Here is a 16648-nt window from a genome sequence, read left to right on the forward strand (position 1 = left end):
ACCATAAATGTTATATTGGCAACAGTAAAGAACAGTTAATACCATAATCAATATAAGATGTTTTACTCGACTGGGCGTGGTCGTACTTTCTGAAATCCTGATATATTATTTGAACCCATTAACTAAGAGGCATCTGCAGGTGGATGGGAACGGGGGGCTTTCCAGTCATGAATGAGTGAATAGACGACAGGTATGACTATTAGTGTAAGCAGCGTCGAAGTAAGCAGTCCGCCGATAATTGCATGCGCCATGGGTGCGCGTGTTTCAGCACCAGGACCGATAGATAAGGCGATGGGGAGCATACCGAAAATCATGGCTATACTGGTCATTAAAATAGGGCGTAACCGAGTGCGGGCTGCATCTACCAGAGCTTCGTTGCAAGAAACCGATTCTTGCATGCGCTGTTTAGCAAAGTCAATCAAGAGAATCGCGTTTTTGGTGACAAGTCCCATTAGCATCATGATGCCGATGAGCGAAATCACACTGAGTTCGCTGCCGGCTAAAAACAGCCCAAACAGTGCGCCGATAATAGCCAATGGCAAAGAGAGCATAATGGCAAACGGTTCGGTATAGCTTTCAAACTGTGCTGCCAGTATCATGAAGATGAAGGCAACTGCTAGCCCCAAGGCAACGCCCATACTGGAGAAGGATTCATCCATGTCTTCTGACTGGCCGGCAGCATCGGTCCGGTAGCCAACCGGCATGTGGATATCCTTAATACCCGGGTAAAACTGGTTGTTAAAGTCGCCCAGGGTCGTTTTCTCCAGATTTGCGGTCAGGCGAATTTCTTTTTGCCGGTCATAGCGGTTGATTTCCGCCGGGCTTGTTGTATATTGCCACTCTGTTACCTGGGACAGCGGGAGCAGCATCTTTTGCCCATCAGATTTTGTTTTTTCACTGGGTACATAGATAGTATTCAAGCTTTCGGGGCGGCTGCGGTCTAGCACGGTCAGACGCGTACGGATATCGACGCGCTCGTCGCTGTCGCTGTATTTGCCGATGACTGTTCCGTTTAGCAGGGTTTGGAGGGTGTTGCCGATGGTGGCGGTGGAAACGGCCAAATCGTTGGCCCGCTCTTGTTTAATCGTAATATCCAGATTCGGTGCACCGGGACGGTAACTGGAAACGATGTCTTGCACACCGGGAATAGCCTCCATTTTTAGCTGCAGTTGTCCGGCGATTTCTCCCAATTTTTCTACAGAATCACCTGTTATTGAGACGGCAACAGGTTTACCGTCCCCTTGTTCAATATCAATTCGGACGCCAGGAAGACAGTTGAGTTTATTGCGCACTTCAATGATTACATCGTTTTGACTGCGCTGTCGTTCTTTTTTGGGCACCAGTGTTACAAATAGGGTTTGTTCCTTAGCAGACGAGGTGCTGTAGACATGTTTAATTTCAGGAAGTGACTCGAGTTCCTTGATCATTTTTTGGGTAGTATTGTTCAATGCTTCTACCGTCGGACCGGCCTGCGTTGTTACTTTAACGGTGAATTGTGCCTGGTCGGTAATGGGAATAAAGGATGTGCCCAGGTACGGGAACAGCATCATGCTGAAAACAAATAGGATGATTGAGGCACCCAATACCTTTTTGCGATGCTGGACGAGCAATTTTTTCAATATAACAGCGTAGGCATCAGCCATCTGGTCAAACCAACTATTCCACTTGAACCACCACTGTCCTATGCGTCCTGATACCCCGTGGTGCTGTCCAACCGGCAGATACAAGGCTGCCATCATCGGCGTCAAGGTAAAAGCAATGAAGAGCGAGACCAATACGGCAAAAGCGATGGTCAATCCAAATTCTTTAAAATATTGGCCGACTACACCGGACATAAAGCCGACCGGAATAAATACGGCGACGACGGTAAAGGTAGTGGCCATAACCGCCAGGGCAATTTCTTTGGTTCCATCCGCAGCGGCTTCCATGGCTGGTTTTCCCATTTGTCGGTGGCGGATAATATTTTCAATGACAACGATAGCATCATCAATGAGGAGGCCGACCGACAGCGAAAGGCCCAAGAGCGACATGGTGTTGATGGAAAAATTGGCCAATTTCATAAAGAAAAAAGTGGCTACTATTGAGGCGGGAATGGCTATTGCACTGATAAGCGTACTACGCCAGTCACCAAGAAACCATAGCACGATAATTACGGCAAACAAACCGCCGATTATGAGGTCGAACCAAACTTCATGCATGGAGTCCTCAATTCGCTGAGCATCATCGCGGACCATATGCAGAGTAACGCCCGGTGGCAGATCCTGTTGGATATTTTTCAGTTCGGTCTTCACTTGTTTAGCTACGTTTACGGCATTGGCACCAGACTGTTTACCGACTTCAATGCCGATGGCCTGCTGATTGTCGTAACGGGCAAGTGTCTCAACATCTTTGATTGTGTCCTTCACAGTGCCAATCTGCCGGTAATAGACCGGTGCGCCATTTTTGGTACCTATGATGACAGAGAGAAAATCCTGGGGAGTTTTAAAATTACCGGCCGTACGTACCGATAATTCCTGACTGGCTTCTGTCAGTTTACCGGCGGGAATATCCATGTTTTCCTGCTGCAGACGCTGGGTGATTTCCGGTATAGAAAAACCGAAGGCAGGAATTTTGTCCCGGTCCAGCAGCAGTTGGACTTCACGTTTCTGCAAACCGGATATTTTCAGCTGGCCAACGCCGCCAATTTTCTGCAGGCGAGGTTTAATCACATCTTCCACCAGGATGCTTAGTTCGCGGAGATTTGCTGTTTCACTGGTAAGGGCAACAGCGACAACGGGGGCTGCTTTCATGTCATAGCGGGCGATGACGGGCTCTTTGATGTTATCAGGCAGTTCGCTGCGGATAGCGCTGATTTTATCCCGAACATCCTGTGCAGCCACGGACGGATCGATATCCAGATTAAACTGAACGCCGATTTCTGCTTCACCTTCGCGGGATGTGGACTGAATATGTTTAACTCCTTTGGCCTCGCCGACCGCTTCTTCTACTTTTTTTGTGACTTGCGTGTCAATTTGTTCCGGCAGCGCGCCTTCGTAGGTAATGCTGACTGTTACGTACGGGAAGGATACATCCGGCATTTCGTCCACATTCATGCGCAAGTAACTGACAATCCCCAGTAATATAAGGGCCAGCAGGGTAACGGTGGCAAAAACCGGGCGTTTGATGCTAATTTCTGGCAAACTCATCGGCTTATGCCTCCTTCGGTCAGTAAAGCATCACCGTCTTTGATTTTATCAAGATTGTCGACGACCACGAACATGCCTGGCTGAAGCCCTGTTTTGACTTCCATCAAGTCACCGATTAAATCACCGGTTTCCACCAAAGTTTTTTTCGCTTGGTGGTTAGTTGCGACATAGACATAGTGCAAACCCTTTTGGGTCATTATCGCTGACCGCGGTATCGCCAAAGTAGTCACAGGTTCGCCCGATGTTAAGGTTGTTTGCGCAAACATGCCTGGCTTTAACAATTGATTAGAATTATCCACTTTGATTTTTACCCGGAACATACGGCTTTCATTGCCTGCCACTGGATTTATGACCGCTACTGTTCCTGTAAAAGTTTGATCAGGATAGGCGTCCACGGTAACGGTTACAGCGGCTCCCATCTTGGCTAGGGCAATATCCTTTTGCTCGACATTTACCACAACGTACACCTGGTCAATTTGTTCTACGGTAAGGAGCGTAGTGCCGGGTGAAACGACTTGTCCAATGGTGGCAGCTTTATTGGCGATTACGCCGGTTACTGGGCTTATGATGCTGCCGTCTTCAATTTGTTTCTGGGCATTGTTCAAATTAGCATAAGCGTTATCAACCTCGGTACGGCTGGTAATCAAACGGGTTTCTGCACTTTCGAGTTGTTGTTTGGTCACGGCGTTTTTGGCATACAGATTATTATAGCGCTGGTAATCGGCCTGGGCGGTATTCAAATTGGCCTCAGTTTGCCGAACGTTGTTTTGAGCAATGCGAACAGCATTTGCCATCTCTATGGTATCCAGTGTCAGTAGTGTTGCTCCCTTTTGGACAGCTTGCCCGTCTTCAACAAGTATTTGATCGATTTTACCGGCAAAACGACTGCTAATAATAGCCGAGGTCAGTCCTTCGACCGTACCGGTTAATTTGAGTGTATTTGGCTTTTTCGTTTGTCTTGCTTCTGCGGTAGTAACGGCCAGAGGCTGGATACTTAAAACGGCCTGTTGCTGAGCTTTATATATCCGCCAAGCGGCAGTGCCGACAAGCAGCACCACAATCAGTATAATCATTAAAGTTCTAGTGCGAGGTTTATTCTTTATCATGGGTATCCTCCTCCGTAATAGTTCCCATTGCCTGTGCCAATTGTACGCTGTATTTGTTATAGTCATAGCGGGCATTGGTGTAGTTGAGCTTGGCGGAAGTAAGTGCTCCCTGGGAATCGATGACATCCAGGTTGGTGCCGAGACCAGACTGGTAGCGCACTTGGGCAATTGCATAATCTTCTTCCGCTTTGTCAACCACCTGAGAGGCGATATCTAGAGCCGTGCGGGCATTTTGTAAATTGAAATAGGCTTCTTTGGTTTCTAATGTAATTTGCTCCATCTTTTGCTGCAGAAGTTCATGAGTTTTCGTAATTTCCCACTCAGCTTGTTTGATTTTGGATTTGGTTTTGCTGCCGTCAAATAGATTGAAGCCGACTGTCAATTGAGTGCTCCATGGATTAGGGGCACTATCTTGATTCTGACACTCTTTCTTGAGTGACAGGCTCACAGTTGGTAAATAGCCGCTTTTCGCGATCTGCGTGCCATACTGAGCGGCTTTTTCTTCCTGACAGATTTGTTTGAAATCTGACCGCTGTGTTAGTGCGGTTTGAATGGCCTGAGCTATCGAGCCATCATAGGCTACTGTTTCGCTGATGTCGGCTAAAGCAATATCCTGATCAGCGGGAAGTCCGAGCAACGTAGCAAACTGGCTGCTGGCGAATCTGCAGGTGTTTTTAGTTTTGCTTTGGTTTTGCTTGGCCTGAGCCAGTTCGACTTCGGTTCGCAGCACATCGCTTTTAATCACTGTCCCCTCGGAATATTGCGCCTGGACGATGGACAAATGCTGTGTCAGACGTTGAACAGCTTCGTCAGCAAGGGCCACATTTTTTTCCGCTTGCAGGACGTTGTAATAGGCCAAATAAGTATTGGTAATAACTTGCTGTTTGGTATATGTAAAGTTATGCTGTGCACCAGTGTAAAGTTCCTTGGCTTGGCCCACCAGGCCTTCAGTGAGTCCGCCGCTGTATAATATTGTTTTTGCTTCTATAGAAGAAGAGCGATAATTAGATGGATAAGTGGTTGTGTCCGGATTATTATATGCTTGTAAATGATTTGCACTGAGAGTGGGCAGATAAGCTGAATGATTTTCCTTCACTAACCAGGATGCTTTTTCTGTTTCCGCTTTAGCAGCCTTTAACGCCGGGCTATGCGTAATTGCCAGCCGGACACTGTCGGCTATCGTCAGTTGAGCAGGCTGGGATGCGTACACTGGCCCGAGCATGCAAACCATTAGAGCTATGCCACATAAAAGTAAAGTTTTTTTTAGGTTCATGATTCTCTCCCTTTTTAAGATTTCAATTAATTCTTACTGATTTTGGCCTATAATTAAGCAGAAAACTAAAATGAAAAAGTAAATTCTTGATTTGAGTAAGGCAATTGGATTACGACCTTCACATTATATTGACAAAATCCAGCATAAACTATATTCTTAGAATATAGTCAAGCACACTAGTATAACTTTAGGAGAAACAATTATGGATTTACAATTTACTTCAGGACAGGTATGCAAAATATTCGGCATTACCAAACAGACGCTGCTTTTTTACGATAAGACCGGCATTCTGAAGCCCAAATATAAAGACCCTAACAACGGATACCGTTACTATACGTTAGCTCAATTTGACCTGTTGTATTTAATTCTCTCGCTTCGGGAAACGGGGATACCCTTAAGTAAAATTAAAAGCCTTCTGGCGCAGAGGACGGTAAATGAAACCAGTACTATACTGAAAAATCAAATTTCTGAAATTCAAAACAAAATTGAGAATCTCCAAACAGCCAAAAGCAGGTTATATAAAAATCTCATTCAAATCAAGCAGATTGAAGAAATGAAAGACTATGAGTTTAGGGTAAAGGCTGTAGCCGAACAGCACCTTTTGGCAATGCCTGTACAGTATGTCAATGGATTTCCTGATTATTACTTGACCCTATTGAAAATCACAGAGCGTATGACCAGCTATTCTATTCCGTTTTATTGGAATGTAGGATGTATCACAACACTTGAACCTTTAGAAGATGTTAAGGAGTCAATGTTTGTTGCATTAGACAACGCTATAGTGGATCAATATGTTAGGTTGAAACCGGCCGGCAACTACCTGTGTACTTATCATAATGGGCCTTATGACACGCTTGACGATACCTACGATAAACTACTAACATATATAAAATCAAACCAGTTAATGATGTTAGGAGATCTCTATGAAAATTATATTATCAACAACCTCGCCACAGAGGATGAGACTAGCTATATTACAGAAATTTCAGTAGCAATCAGTAATGGAGTGAAGTAACCGCTTGCCTTATGCAGAAATACTAAGCAAAACCGGGACAAATATTTGCAAAATATACCGGAAGTCGAATAAACAAAAAACCGTTCCTTTGCTGTAATAATATGCAACACATTATTACAGCAAAGGAACGGTTTTTCTATAAGTTCTCTATTTTTCAGCCAAATTACAAACGCAACACTCCACGTGCTTAGATCGTCCCAAAAAAGTCGTATGATTTTCTATTGGAATATCTGAAAATTGCAGAAGAACGAAAGTAATAGGCCTCGGCAATAGTATTTACTGCTATATCAAGCAGTGCACCAGAATGAGCCAAAGCTATGGATGGATTAGCCATCAAAGCTACAAACATCCGAAAACAAAAATGTTCTTTATCTAAAGCCTCCGCTAATTTTAGAGAATATGTAATACAGTATCATTCTTAGTAGGTTTCACTACATTTTATGATAAGCAATTTAAAAAGTTACAAGTATATTTCTGAGCCTAAGAAAAAATCTCTGTAAACAAACTTCCACTCGAAGTCATAAGGTCTTCTATGGTACAATCTAATCATAGGAGGCCTTTTTATCATGGCAAAACAGCGGAAAGAGATTCACAAGGTTGAAATGACCGATGGGAAGCGGGCTATTATCCAGCAGCTCTTCCAAGAGTATAACATTGAGAAACCAAATGACATCCAAGATGCCCTGAAGGATCTGCTTGGCGGCACCATCAAAGAGATGATGGAGTCTGAAATGGATGAACACCTGGGCTATAGCAAATCGGAACGCTCCGACAGCGAGAACGCCCGCAACGGTTATAAACCAAAGCAAATGAACAGCAGTTATGGCAGCTTTCAGATTGACGTTCCTCAGGATCGGCAATCCTCATTCAAACCACAGGTTGTCAAGAAGCGTCAGAAGGACATCTCTGCCATTGACCAGAAAATAATTTCCATGTATGCCAAAGGAATGACGACCAAACAAATTTCTGAAACCATCGAGGATATCTATGGGTTTGAGGCATCAGAAGGCTTCATATCGGATGTCACTGACAAAATCCTGCCCCAGATTGAAGAGTGGCAGTGTCGGCCACTTGCCAGCGTCTATCCTATTATCTTTATTGACGCCATTCATTTTTCGGTACGTCATGACAGTATTGTCAGCAAGTTGGCTGCATATGTTGTGCTCGGCATCAATGAGGATGGCTACAAAGAAGTACTCGCCCTTGAAGTCGGTGAAAATGAAAACAGTAAATACTGGCTGAGTGTTCTGAACGGTCTTAAGAATCGCGGCGTCCAGGATATTCTTATCCTCTGCTCGGACGGACTCACAGCGCTTAAGGAAGCTATTGCTGCAGCCTTTCCAAAAACAGAACACCAGCGCTGTATTGTGCATATGGTACGTAATACCCTTAAATATGTAGCCAATAAGGACATGAAGAATTTTGCCAGAGATCTTCGGACGATCTATACCGCTCCTGACGAAAAAACTGCTGTCAAACGGTTAGAGGAAGTAGATAAGAAATGGACGTCCCAGTATCCAGCAGCCATGAAACGGTGGCATGATCACTGGGATGTCATAACACCAATCTTTAAGTTTTCGATAGATGTTCGTGCAGCTTTCTATACAACGAACACCATTGAGAGTTTAAATTCTTCCTACCGCCGTTTAAACCGTCAGCGAAGTGTTTTCCCAAGTTCACAGGCTCTGCTCAAGGCTTTGTACCTGTCCACTTTCGAGGCTGCCAAGAAATGGACTATGCCACTTCGGAATTGGGGAAAGGTAAGAGGTGAACTGGTCATCATGTACTCTGACAGATTACTGGCATGATAGCTCTAACGAAATGACGATTTATTAATTATTTATTAACTATCATAGAAGACCTTATTTACAGACTTTTATTCATAGCCCCATATTTCTATTTAAGGCTTATTAACAAAATCAGTAATACAGGCGTCACTATTGCTGAAATAGTAATTATTTCAAATCGCTTCTCTTGCTTTTTATCTAAAGATTTTTGCCACCTATCAGATGCTTTTTGCATCTGATTATAATTCTTCACCGCATTTGCAAAGATTTTCTTATATTCTTCTAAACACTGTTCACGAACCATAGCTGGCAACTCATTAGAAATACACTCGACTGTCTCTGTTGTTGTTCTTAAAGCAGCTACTGTTTCCGGTAAGATTTTTGTTACCTCATTTAAGCGTATTATCTGTTCACTTAAAAGCCGCAGGGTTTCACTAATATCTACTAATAAAGCAGAGATTTCCATCTCTGCTTTATTCTCATTTTCACTATTTACTTCTGAGGAATGAACATGTTGTGCTTCCATCTGTTGCGCAGCATATTCGTCTTCTAATAATTCATCTATTTCCGTATCCATAAAATCCTCCTGCTATTTTTTCTTTGGCAATAAATCCGGCTTACCAGCCTTGTCATTAAAAGTTTTATTACATTTGCTGCAAAGCCAAAACGTTCCATTTTTCAAAATACGAACAAGAATTGTTCCACAACCTGGGCATTTTACAACGAGAGGTTTTCCATGGTCATCTTCATAAAAAAGTTTTCTACCCGTTACTGGGGAAACACAATCCGAATTACTGCAGATGTGAAAGTACTTTTTCACCTTTGGCGAATAATGCCGGAGAAGTTCCCCTTTGCTGCAGACTGGGCACTCTTGAAGCGCTTTGCCTTTTGGCAGAGGAAACTTCCTATTTTCAGCAAACTGGATATTTTGATGAACCATAGTGATCATCTCGTCCATATATTCAGACAAACTTTTATTTCCTGCCGCAATTTCAGACAAGACATATTCCATTTCTGCTGTTGCATCTGGTAGTGTAAGAGATTGATCCACATTTTCTATCAGCCTGGTACCGAATTCTGTAGGTATCAGTTCTTTTTTTATTTTTGTCATACACGGCTCTAATGGTTTTCCATTCATTATATCTGCCTGCAGTTCCGCAATAATCGTATCCCGTGTTGCCGGAGTGCCGATCCCCTTAACCTCTTTTAGTTTTTCTCGGTTAGGATTTTTCGTATCTACGAAGCGCCAAATATTTGCCATGGCCGCCAACAATGTACCTTCTGTAAATCGCTTTGGTGGCGTTGTCACCTTATCAGTAATGGAATAATTGGCTTTTTCTATTTTGTCACCTATTTTAAGCGCCGGAAGCTTTATGTTAGATTCCGCTATTTCCAGCTCTGGATCTTCAGCTTCATACGCCTTATACCCTTGCTTTAATATAATTTTCCCACTGCCCGTAAAAATTTCATCAGCAACCTCCACAGTAAATGTGATCTTTTTATATTCATGGGCTGGCAAAAATTGCAGTACGTATCGTTTCGCTATAAGTACATAAATTTTCTGCTCAGGTTCCATTAGCTTTTCCGGCTGAATGCCTGTGGGAATAATGGCATGATGGGCCGTTATTTTCTGATCGTTGAAAGCCTTGCTCGTAATTTCTATATCAGCGGTATCAGCTCCAGCAATTCCAATTGCCGCAAGCACAGGCAAAATTCTTGCAGCATCCGCTTTTTGCGATACCGGAATGTAGTTACAATCACTACGCGGATAGGAAACATATTTCTTTTCATACATATCCTGTACCGCAACCAATACTTCTTTTGGCGAAAAGCCATATTTCTTATTTGCTTCTACCTGTAATGTATCCAATGAATGCGGCAATGGCGGATGTTGCACCATATCTTTTCCCTGCACATCCCGGATGATAACCTCTGCTTTTTCAAGCTTCAACTTAATGGCCTGCAGAATATTTTTGTCTTTGACACGGTTTTCTTCATCCAGCAGCAAATTTTCTGCTGGTTTCAAAGTTGCCTTAAACGGAATACCATCTTTTTCAAAGATTCCTTTTAGTTCATAGTATTTTGTTGACTTGAAGCCCTTGATTTCTTTTTCCCGATTTACAACCAATGCTAATGTTGGCACTTTCACCCGGCCAATGCGAAAGGTATTTTCATAGCCATATTTTCTTGCATTTACGGTATAGGCGCGAGTAAGATTCATCCCAATCAGCCAATCTGCTTGTTCTCTCCCCAATCCGGCATAATACAAATTTTCATATCTTTTATTATCCGTAATCTGCGCAAAAGCCCGTTTCAAGCTTTCATCGTCTTTTGCATTAATAAGAATACGCTGCACTTTCCCCTTAAACTGTAAATAATGAAGGATTTCATCAATGAGCAATTGGCCCTCACGATCAGGGTCACCCGCATGAACAACAATATCAGCTTCCATTAAAAGCTTTTTTATCACGGCTAGTTGTGCAACGGCAGCAGCTGCCGGTTTCAGTTTCCATACTTTCGGAAGTATCGGATAATTGGCCCAAGCCTTATATTCTTCGCCATACTCTTCCGGTGAAGCAAGCCCTAGAATATGTCCAAACGCCCATGTCACGGTCGTATCTCCCTGCTGGATAAAGCCTTTTTCCTTATGACAATTTCCATCCGGCCATAAATAGGTCGCCAAGGCCTTTCCTATATCCGGCTTTTCTGCTATATACGTAACTTTACTCAAAAGAAACACTTCCTTTTTATTTTTATTGTGATAAAATATAATATATATTATTTGTTTTATGGTAAATATATAAGTAGGTGATTGGGTTGAGTGAATTTGCAAAACGACTGAAAGAAATACGAAAAGGTAAAATGACGCAAGGCGAACTGGCGGATCTTTTAAATACCTCCCAAGTACAAATTTCTTTGTATGAGACTGGAAAAGATGAGCCAACACCAGAGCTTCTTGAAAAAGTCGCGGAAATTTTTGATGTGACAACGGATTATCTTTCTGGAAAAACCCCTGCCAAGGATGCTACTGTAGATACAGAAGCAGATACCTTAGCGCAGCGCATCAAAGTTATTCGTGTGTATTACGACAAGTCACAAGAAGAATTCGCTAAAGATTTATCTATCAGTCAATCAGCCCTTTCCTCGATTGAACACGGCACAATCCCTTCTGCAGAAGTCATACAAAAGCTTGGTAAAATGGGGTTTTCCCTTGAATGGTTACTCTATGGAGAAAACAATCAGCCAACTTCGCCAAAACAAGTCTTGGAAGATACTGCAACAGATTGGGAACGGACACGCATCAACAAGCTCTTAAATGCCCTTTCCCATGATAAGCTCAAACTTTGCCGTCAATGTTTAGAGCTCTTTGTCTCATCATTTACCAAAGAAAAATAGAATGTATACCTTTAGGGGCTGTGACAAAATGAGAAATCATTTTGTCCACAGTCTCTTTTTCTATACAATTTGAGGCAACAAGCGGGCAATTACTGAAAAAAGGGCATACAACCCCTTTCCCCATAAAAACTGCTTTTCTACAGTTTATGCGGCTTTCTTCAAACGTAGTCTTTTATTGTGGTATTTATAAAGATTGTGCCCGATGGAAACCAGGAAAATCTCTAAACGTACTTGTTTCATACCTTTTCGAACGATTCTTTTATACCAGCGGTTATTTTTCATGATGCCAAAAGTACCTTCAGATTGAATCGAGCGATTCATACGAAGAAGCGCTCCTTGAATGCTTTCTAGGTTATTCACAACTTCTTGGTGTATAGAAGTTAGTTCCTGGTTAAGATGAATCGTCCTGTTTTTATCCGTCTTTTTACACTCGGAGGCATAAGGACAATCTGTACAATTTTCGCACTGGTAGACCTCTTCCTGACGTCCGTATTGATTCCCTTTTACATTTCGTCTATATTGAAGATAAAATGCCTGTCCGGCCGGACAACGCAGTGTGCCTTCTTCGTCAATCTTGAAATTCACTGCCCGAAACGGATTATCTCGATACTTTGCGTCAGTAGTTTCTTTCTTGTACATAGTGAATTTCATATACTTTTCCATACCGTGCTGCTCACAGTAAATATAATTGTTGTATGAACCATATCCTGCGTCAGCAACGGGATACTTTGGATAAAATCCGTAGGTATTATGAAATTTCTCCAGTAAGGGAACAAAACAATCCATGTCTGCACGGTATTGATTTACATCAGCTACAGCTATGTATTCATCTGCAATACCAAATTGAACATTGTAGGCTGGCAGGAGCTGGTCGTTGCCCATATAATCTGTCTTGATCCGCATGAATGTCGCACAGTGATCTGTTTTGGAATAACTGTTCCGGTCTGGACCACAAATGGTTATCTTTTCAACATATTCTTTGAGTTTGGCTGTATATTCCTGAAGCCGTTCGTAATAGCTCTGCCGGGGTGTTTTTCGATGGCCTTTTCCATGGACAAATTTTGTTTCATCTATTTCATAGATTTTGGCATACCGATCTGTTACTTCATTCAGGTATTCAGGAACGTATTCGGAATTCGTATCAATTTTGATACCAAAGCCGGAAAGATCGTCGTTGATTTCATCAAGTAATCCCGTGACTTTTTCAAAAAGTCTATATCTAGACTTTTCAGTCGCTTTCTTCCATACCCAGCTATATTTATTAGCATTTGCCTCAAATTTCGAACCGTCAATATACAGATGGCTCAAATCCACATGATCTTTAGCAAAGATTTTCTTGTTGATCTCGCTGAACAATTCCTCGACGGATGGGTTGAGGATATTTTCGATAAAATAGCCGAACGTGCGATAAGATGGAGTCTCGTGTTCCATGAGATAGATAAAGCGAAGATTGACTTTACAGCAATCTTCGAGTTCGCGGAGCGAGATATATCCATTTGTCATAAATCCAAATAAGATTGTTTTCAACATGCTGGTCGGGTTGTACCTGATGCGTCCGGTAACGTGCTCCGGAACATTTTTCAGGTACTTCTCCAAGTCGATTCCCTCCATGAATCTGTCGAAAACCAGCACAGGATCACAAATATCCAGAAAATCCGAAATAAATAGTGGCAAAACTGCCTGTTTTGTTTTAGAATAATGTATGTTTGAATTTTTCATGTGGTATGTAAAATTTTAACACAAAAAGAGGATCACCGGCTCGTTCGAGCAAGCGATCCTCTTTTGTTTTTATAGGAGTGTTATTTCACAGCCCCTTTTTCATTCTCCATACTGCATAAAACCAAGGCTTTTCGTCTGCACTACCCGTTTTTGCATATCATATTCGTTTGGATGATAGGGATCATAACCATAAAACTCCCCAGCTCTGGCTTTTTCTCTCTCTATGCGATTGGCCGTAAATTCAGCTTCTTGCATAGTCACTTGCTTCATAAATTCCGAACCCTTGACCTCTACCTGATCAATACTCTCTAAAGCTCCCAAAACTTCTGTCGCATTCTTTTTTTGCTGTTCTCCTAAAATACCGTCTGTTTTTGTTTGTAAAACCTCTTCTTGCGCATTTTTTCTAAGCTGCTGATTTTGAAAAGCTTTTTGTGCAGCATTGGCCGCATCCTGATTCGCATTTTCCAAGCTGGTATAGAGAAGAATTTCATACGCTTCATTATTGTCCGCTTTTTCTTTGATCTCCCGAAAAGCTGCACCCAGCTCTGCTGCACTTTTTCCTGTTGGCATATCGCCAACTCCCTGCACAGCCTTGAAAGCACTTTGCAAGTCAGAATTTAGACCCGTAATCATCAAGATTCTGTTATTCAAATTTTCCAAAGTGTTCTGCACCGCGGCAATAGCCTGTTCTGTTTCTTTTACGCTATCAGCAAAGCGCTTGGCATCAAAGACCTCTGCCCCCGGATAGATCAAATCCCCCCACCATGCCTGTGCAATCATAGAAGATCCACTAAGTACGGCCACAGTGAACACAACAACCGCAGTTTTACAGATTTTCATTTTGCATCACCTTCTTCACAAAACAAATAAATGGCTCATATGGCAAAAGAAGCTCGACTTTCTTCACAATCAACTCCTTTGAAATTGGTCCTAAATACCGGGAATCAAAAGAAAGCTCCATGTCGTTTAACAGCAGCATTTCATCTTCTGGCACTTTCCTTTCTCCAACTGCTAACTCTGGCAAACCTTCCTGATGAAAAATCTTATACTCTTTTCCTCTAATCTCTAAGGCATCATTAGAAACCATATATTCATCGCCCGGAAATCCCTGAACCTGCTTTAGTAGCAAAAATCCTTTTTCCACATAAAGCTTGGGCACATCTACCGGAAGAGATACAATGACATAATCTCCATAGTGCAAATTCTGGTTAAGGGACACCTTGTAAATTCCCTTTGGTGCCGAATCCGTAGTATTGATATAAAATAGTTTTCCGGCAAATATATTTGCTAAGGCCAGAAATCCAATCACCAAAAACATACCTATCATGAACACTTTAAGTTTTTTCTGTCCACCTTTAAGAAAGTTCATAGCGACCTCCCAAAGCATTCATAATGGACTTCGGCACACGGAAAGTTAATATCGCTAAACCTATTAAGGATAAGCAAAGCAGCACATATTTTGACATAGCTTCTGCTGTAATACCATTGTTTACGGTATAGGAACCAGATAGGTTTCGATTGACTTGATTCACATAATCCTGTGCCCATCCGGGAAGTGGTTCATTCTTAGAAAGACTATTGGGGCCGCCGTTATAAGCAGCCAAAGCATAATTCCAATCCCCAAACTGCTCATAGAGCCCCTGCATATATTTTGCTGAAGCTTCCAAATTCTGCTCCGGATTAAAGGGATCATAGCAGCCAAGCCCAGCTGCAGTAGATGGCATAAGCTGACCTAATCCTTCCGCTCCAACTTCACTAATCGCCTGCGGATTCCAGCTGCTTTCCGCTTTAATTTGTGCCAAGAAAAGCGTAACGGGAATGTTATATTTTTGCGCTTTTTCTGTAGCTATGCTCACTAAGTCTGCCGGTCCGGAAACACTGCCTGATCCCGTCTGTGTTACTGCTGGTGTTTTCATTGTAAAAATATCCTGCGGCTTGGCATCTTTGATGCAAAAAACGCAAAGCCCAACCATCACGGATAAAATCATGAGCTTTATGGTTGTAGAAACCAGATGGCCAAAACTCCCTTCAGCCACAAATTTCGTAAAACCTAAAGCTGCAAATGGCCCAGTGCAAAGCGCCACCGAAGCCGAAAGATAAAATTCGATATATACAAGCATGATGTAACAGGACAAGAAGAAAAATACTCCCATGGTCAAAAAGGTAATAAGATAAATCGGCAGTATCGTTCCAAAGTTCCGGACAAAATCCATTGAACCAAACGATGCAATTTTATTAAGTCCCGGCGTGATCATATACACGCATTTTTGCATTAAAAGCTGTGGCTGCGAAATGTTATCGGCAATCACCGTTGGATCTTGGATAAAAGTTCCTGACACCGAACTTACAAAACTCAAGAAAAAATCGTTAATGATTCGCTGCCAATTGGTAAAAATCAAAAACAAAAATCCATATTTGAAAGTTTTCGTAATTACTTGATTTAGTGAAGTTTCAAGCCCAGCAACAAGTATCGGCAGCGTCAAATCAATGACCGCCAAAACAAATAACAGAGCCAGTCCTGCCGTCTGCAGTCCGTTATACCCTTTTGATAAGGCCTTCACCATTTGTTCCATTAGCTGATTTAAAGAATCTCCCAGCTGATACATGGCTTCTACACCCCAAGGCAGTGAAATATTGTCGCTTCCCCGTTGTCCGGTACCTGGATTTACACTTCCATCACCGCTAAGATTGACGCCCAGCGCTATCAGTCTGGAATAGGGATCAATCACGGGTCCCGTATAATAACCAGAAGGCCAGTATTCTATATGACAATGTGCCCCGGTCGATGTGCCAAGATCTCCATCATAAGCATCGCCACCGGTATAACCAATCACGACTCCTTCAGAAACTCTTCCATCTGCACAAATTAAGGTATCCGGATTACAATCTCCGAAAAGAAGCGATTCCCCATTCTCTCCGGTAATAAGTACCCAATAAATAAAACCATTGCCTGCACCATGTTCGATAGTGCCATTAAACGGTGCCAGGATAGGGGTTCCAGACGAAGTGCCAACATCCAACCCTTTATGCGTATGTCCCATATGATTTTCTTCACCAAAAGGAGCCGTTACTTCGCCTCCACTAAACGGCGCTGCAGCAAAAACCGAAGCTATATTGAAGCACAGCAATATACTCATTAACATACATAGTCGTTTTATTCTCATAAA

The 16648-nt window shown here is 42.5% G+C and carries 13 protein-coding genes; 3 read left to right on the forward strand and 10 right to left on the reverse strand.

The window, feature by feature from the left end:
- Positions 1-122 precede the first annotated feature (122 nt).
- The 3 genes from I6758_RS11370 to I6758_RS11380 are packed head-to-tail and all read right to left on the reverse strand — an operon-like array spanning position 123 to position 5564.
- Entirely contained in the window at positions 123-3185 is a 3063-nt protein-coding gene (locus tag I6758_RS11370; RefSeq protein WP_196605387.1) for an efflux RND transporter permease subunit, read from the reverse strand.
- Positions 3182-4291: an efflux RND transporter periplasmic adaptor subunit gene (locus I6758_RS11375; RefSeq protein ID WP_196605388.1), complete on the reverse strand. Its 1110-nt coding sequence runs from the start codon at positions 4289-4291 to the stop codon at positions 3182-3184. Before I6758_RS11375 ends, I6758_RS11370 begins: the two co-directional genes overlap by 4 nt.
- Entirely contained in the window at positions 4278-5564 is a 1287-nt protein-coding gene (locus I6758_RS11380; RefSeq protein ID WP_196605389.1) for a TolC family protein, read from the reverse strand. The genes I6758_RS11375 and I6758_RS11380 overlap by 14 nt, the downstream gene beginning before the upstream one ends.
- Positions 5565-5766: 202 nt before the next feature.
- On the opposite strand from I6758_RS11380, the gene I6758_RS11385 reads away from it, so the two are divergent.
- The gene (locus I6758_RS11385; protein WP_091649119.1) at positions 5767-6579 is read left to right on the forward strand and encodes a MerR family transcriptional regulator; all 813 of its coding nucleotides are present in this window, start codon (positions 5767-5769) and stop codon (positions 6577-6579) included.
- Between the two features lie 187 nt (positions 6580-6766).
- On the opposite strand, the gene I6758_RS11390 is transcribed toward I6758_RS11385, so the two are convergent.
- Positions 6767-6913, reverse strand: coding sequence for a hypothetical protein (locus tag I6758_RS11390; protein WP_196605390.1), 147 nt, complete (start codon positions 6911-6913; stop codon positions 6767-6769).
- 232 nt (positions 6914-7145) lie between these two features.
- Here I6758_RS11390 and I6758_RS11395 point away from each other — a divergent pair, with 232 nt between their 5' ends.
- Complete coding sequence (locus I6758_RS11395) at positions 7146-8387, forward strand: IS256 family transposase (protein ID WP_196605391.1); 1242 nt, start codon at positions 7146-7148, stop codon at positions 8385-8387.
- Between the two features lie 88 nt (positions 8388-8475).
- Here the strand turns inward: I6758_RS11395 and I6758_RS11400 are convergent, their stop codons facing one another.
- Positions 8476-8943, reverse strand: a complete 468-nt coding sequence (locus I6758_RS11400) for a hypothetical protein (protein ID WP_196605392.1) — start codon at positions 8941-8943, stop codon at positions 8476-8478.
- A gap of 12 nt (positions 8944-8955) precedes the next feature.
- Entirely contained in the window at positions 8956-11106 is a 2151-nt protein-coding gene (locus I6758_RS11405) for a DNA topoisomerase 3 (protein ID WP_330998051.1), read from the reverse strand.
- A 77-nt stretch (positions 11107-11183) separates the two neighbouring features.
- On the opposite strand from I6758_RS11405, the gene I6758_RS11410 reads away from it, so the two are divergent.
- Entirely contained in the window at positions 11184-11762 is a 579-nt protein-coding gene (locus I6758_RS11410) for a helix-turn-helix domain-containing protein (protein ID WP_091649126.1), read from the forward strand.
- Between the two features lie 144 nt (positions 11763-11906).
- On the opposite strand, the gene I6758_RS11415 is transcribed toward I6758_RS11410, so the two are convergent.
- From I6758_RS11415 to I6758_RS11430, 4 genes are all read right to left on the reverse strand, one after another.
- A complete protein-coding gene (locus I6758_RS11415) occupies positions 11907-13436 on the reverse strand; it encodes a transposase (protein ID WP_196603849.1) in 1530 nt (509 codons plus the stop codon).
- A 144-nt stretch (positions 13437-13580) separates the two neighbouring features.
- On the reverse strand, positions 13581-14321 hold the full coding sequence (locus I6758_RS11420; protein WP_196605394.1) for a hypothetical protein: 741 nt from the start codon (positions 14319-14321) through the stop codon (positions 13581-13583).
- Positions 14308-14850, reverse strand: a complete 543-nt coding sequence (locus I6758_RS11425) for a S26 family signal peptidase (protein ID WP_196605395.1) — start codon at positions 14848-14850, stop codon at positions 14308-14310. The genes I6758_RS11420 and I6758_RS11425 overlap by 14 nt, the downstream gene beginning before the upstream one ends.
- A complete protein-coding gene (locus I6758_RS11430) occupies positions 14837-16645 on the reverse strand; it encodes a transglycosylase SLT domain-containing protein (protein WP_196605396.1) in 1809 nt (602 codons plus the stop codon). Before I6758_RS11430 ends, I6758_RS11425 begins: the two co-directional genes overlap by 14 nt.
- Positions 16646-16648: the final 3 nt, after the last annotated feature.

It is taken from the genome of Pectinatus haikarae (assembly GCF_015732185.1).
GTDB lineage: Bacteria > Bacillota > Negativicutes > Selenomonadales > Selenomonadaceae > Pectinatus > Pectinatus haikarae.

What these genes read in the sequence shown, in the direction of transcription:
- I6758_RS11400 (WP_196605392.1), bottom strand. Translation starts at nt 8,943, where the DNA reads ATGGATACGGAAATAGATGAATTATTAGAAGACGAATATGCTGCGCAA.
- I6758_RS11395 (WP_196605391.1), top strand. Translation starts at nt 7,146, where the DNA reads ATGGCAAAACAGCGGAAAGAGATTCACAAGGTTGAAATGACCGATGGG.
- I6758_RS11390 (WP_196605390.1), bottom strand. Translation starts at nt 6,913, where the DNA reads ATGGCTAATCCATCCATAGCTTTGGCTCATTCTGGTGCACTGCTTGAT.
- I6758_RS11375 (WP_196605388.1), bottom strand. Translation starts at nt 4,291, where the DNA reads ATGATAAAGAATAAACCTCGCACTAGAACTTTAATGATTATACTGATT.
- I6758_RS11420 (WP_196605394.1), bottom strand. Translation starts at nt 14,321, where the DNA reads ATGAAAATCTGTAAAACTGCGGTTGTTGTGTTCACTGTGGCCGTACTT.
- I6758_RS11370 (WP_196605387.1), bottom strand. Translation starts at nt 3,185, where the DNA reads ATGAGTTTGCCAGAAATTAGCATCAAACGCCCGGTTTTTGCCACCGTT.
- I6758_RS11425 (WP_196605395.1), bottom strand. Translation starts at nt 14,850, where the DNA reads ATGAACTTTCTTAAAGGTGGACAGAAAAAACTTAAAGTGTTCATGATA.
- I6758_RS11385 (WP_091649119.1), top strand. Translation starts at nt 5,767, where the DNA reads ATGGATTTACAATTTACTTCAGGACAGGTATGCAAAATATTCGGCATT.
- I6758_RS11380 (WP_196605389.1), bottom strand. Translation starts at nt 5,564, where the DNA reads ATGAACCTAAAAAAAACTTTACTTTTATGTGGCATAGCTCTAATGGTT.
- I6758_RS11430 (WP_196605396.1), bottom strand. Translation starts at nt 16,645, where the DNA reads ATGAGAATAAAACGACTATGTATGTTAATGAGTATATTGCTGTGCTTC.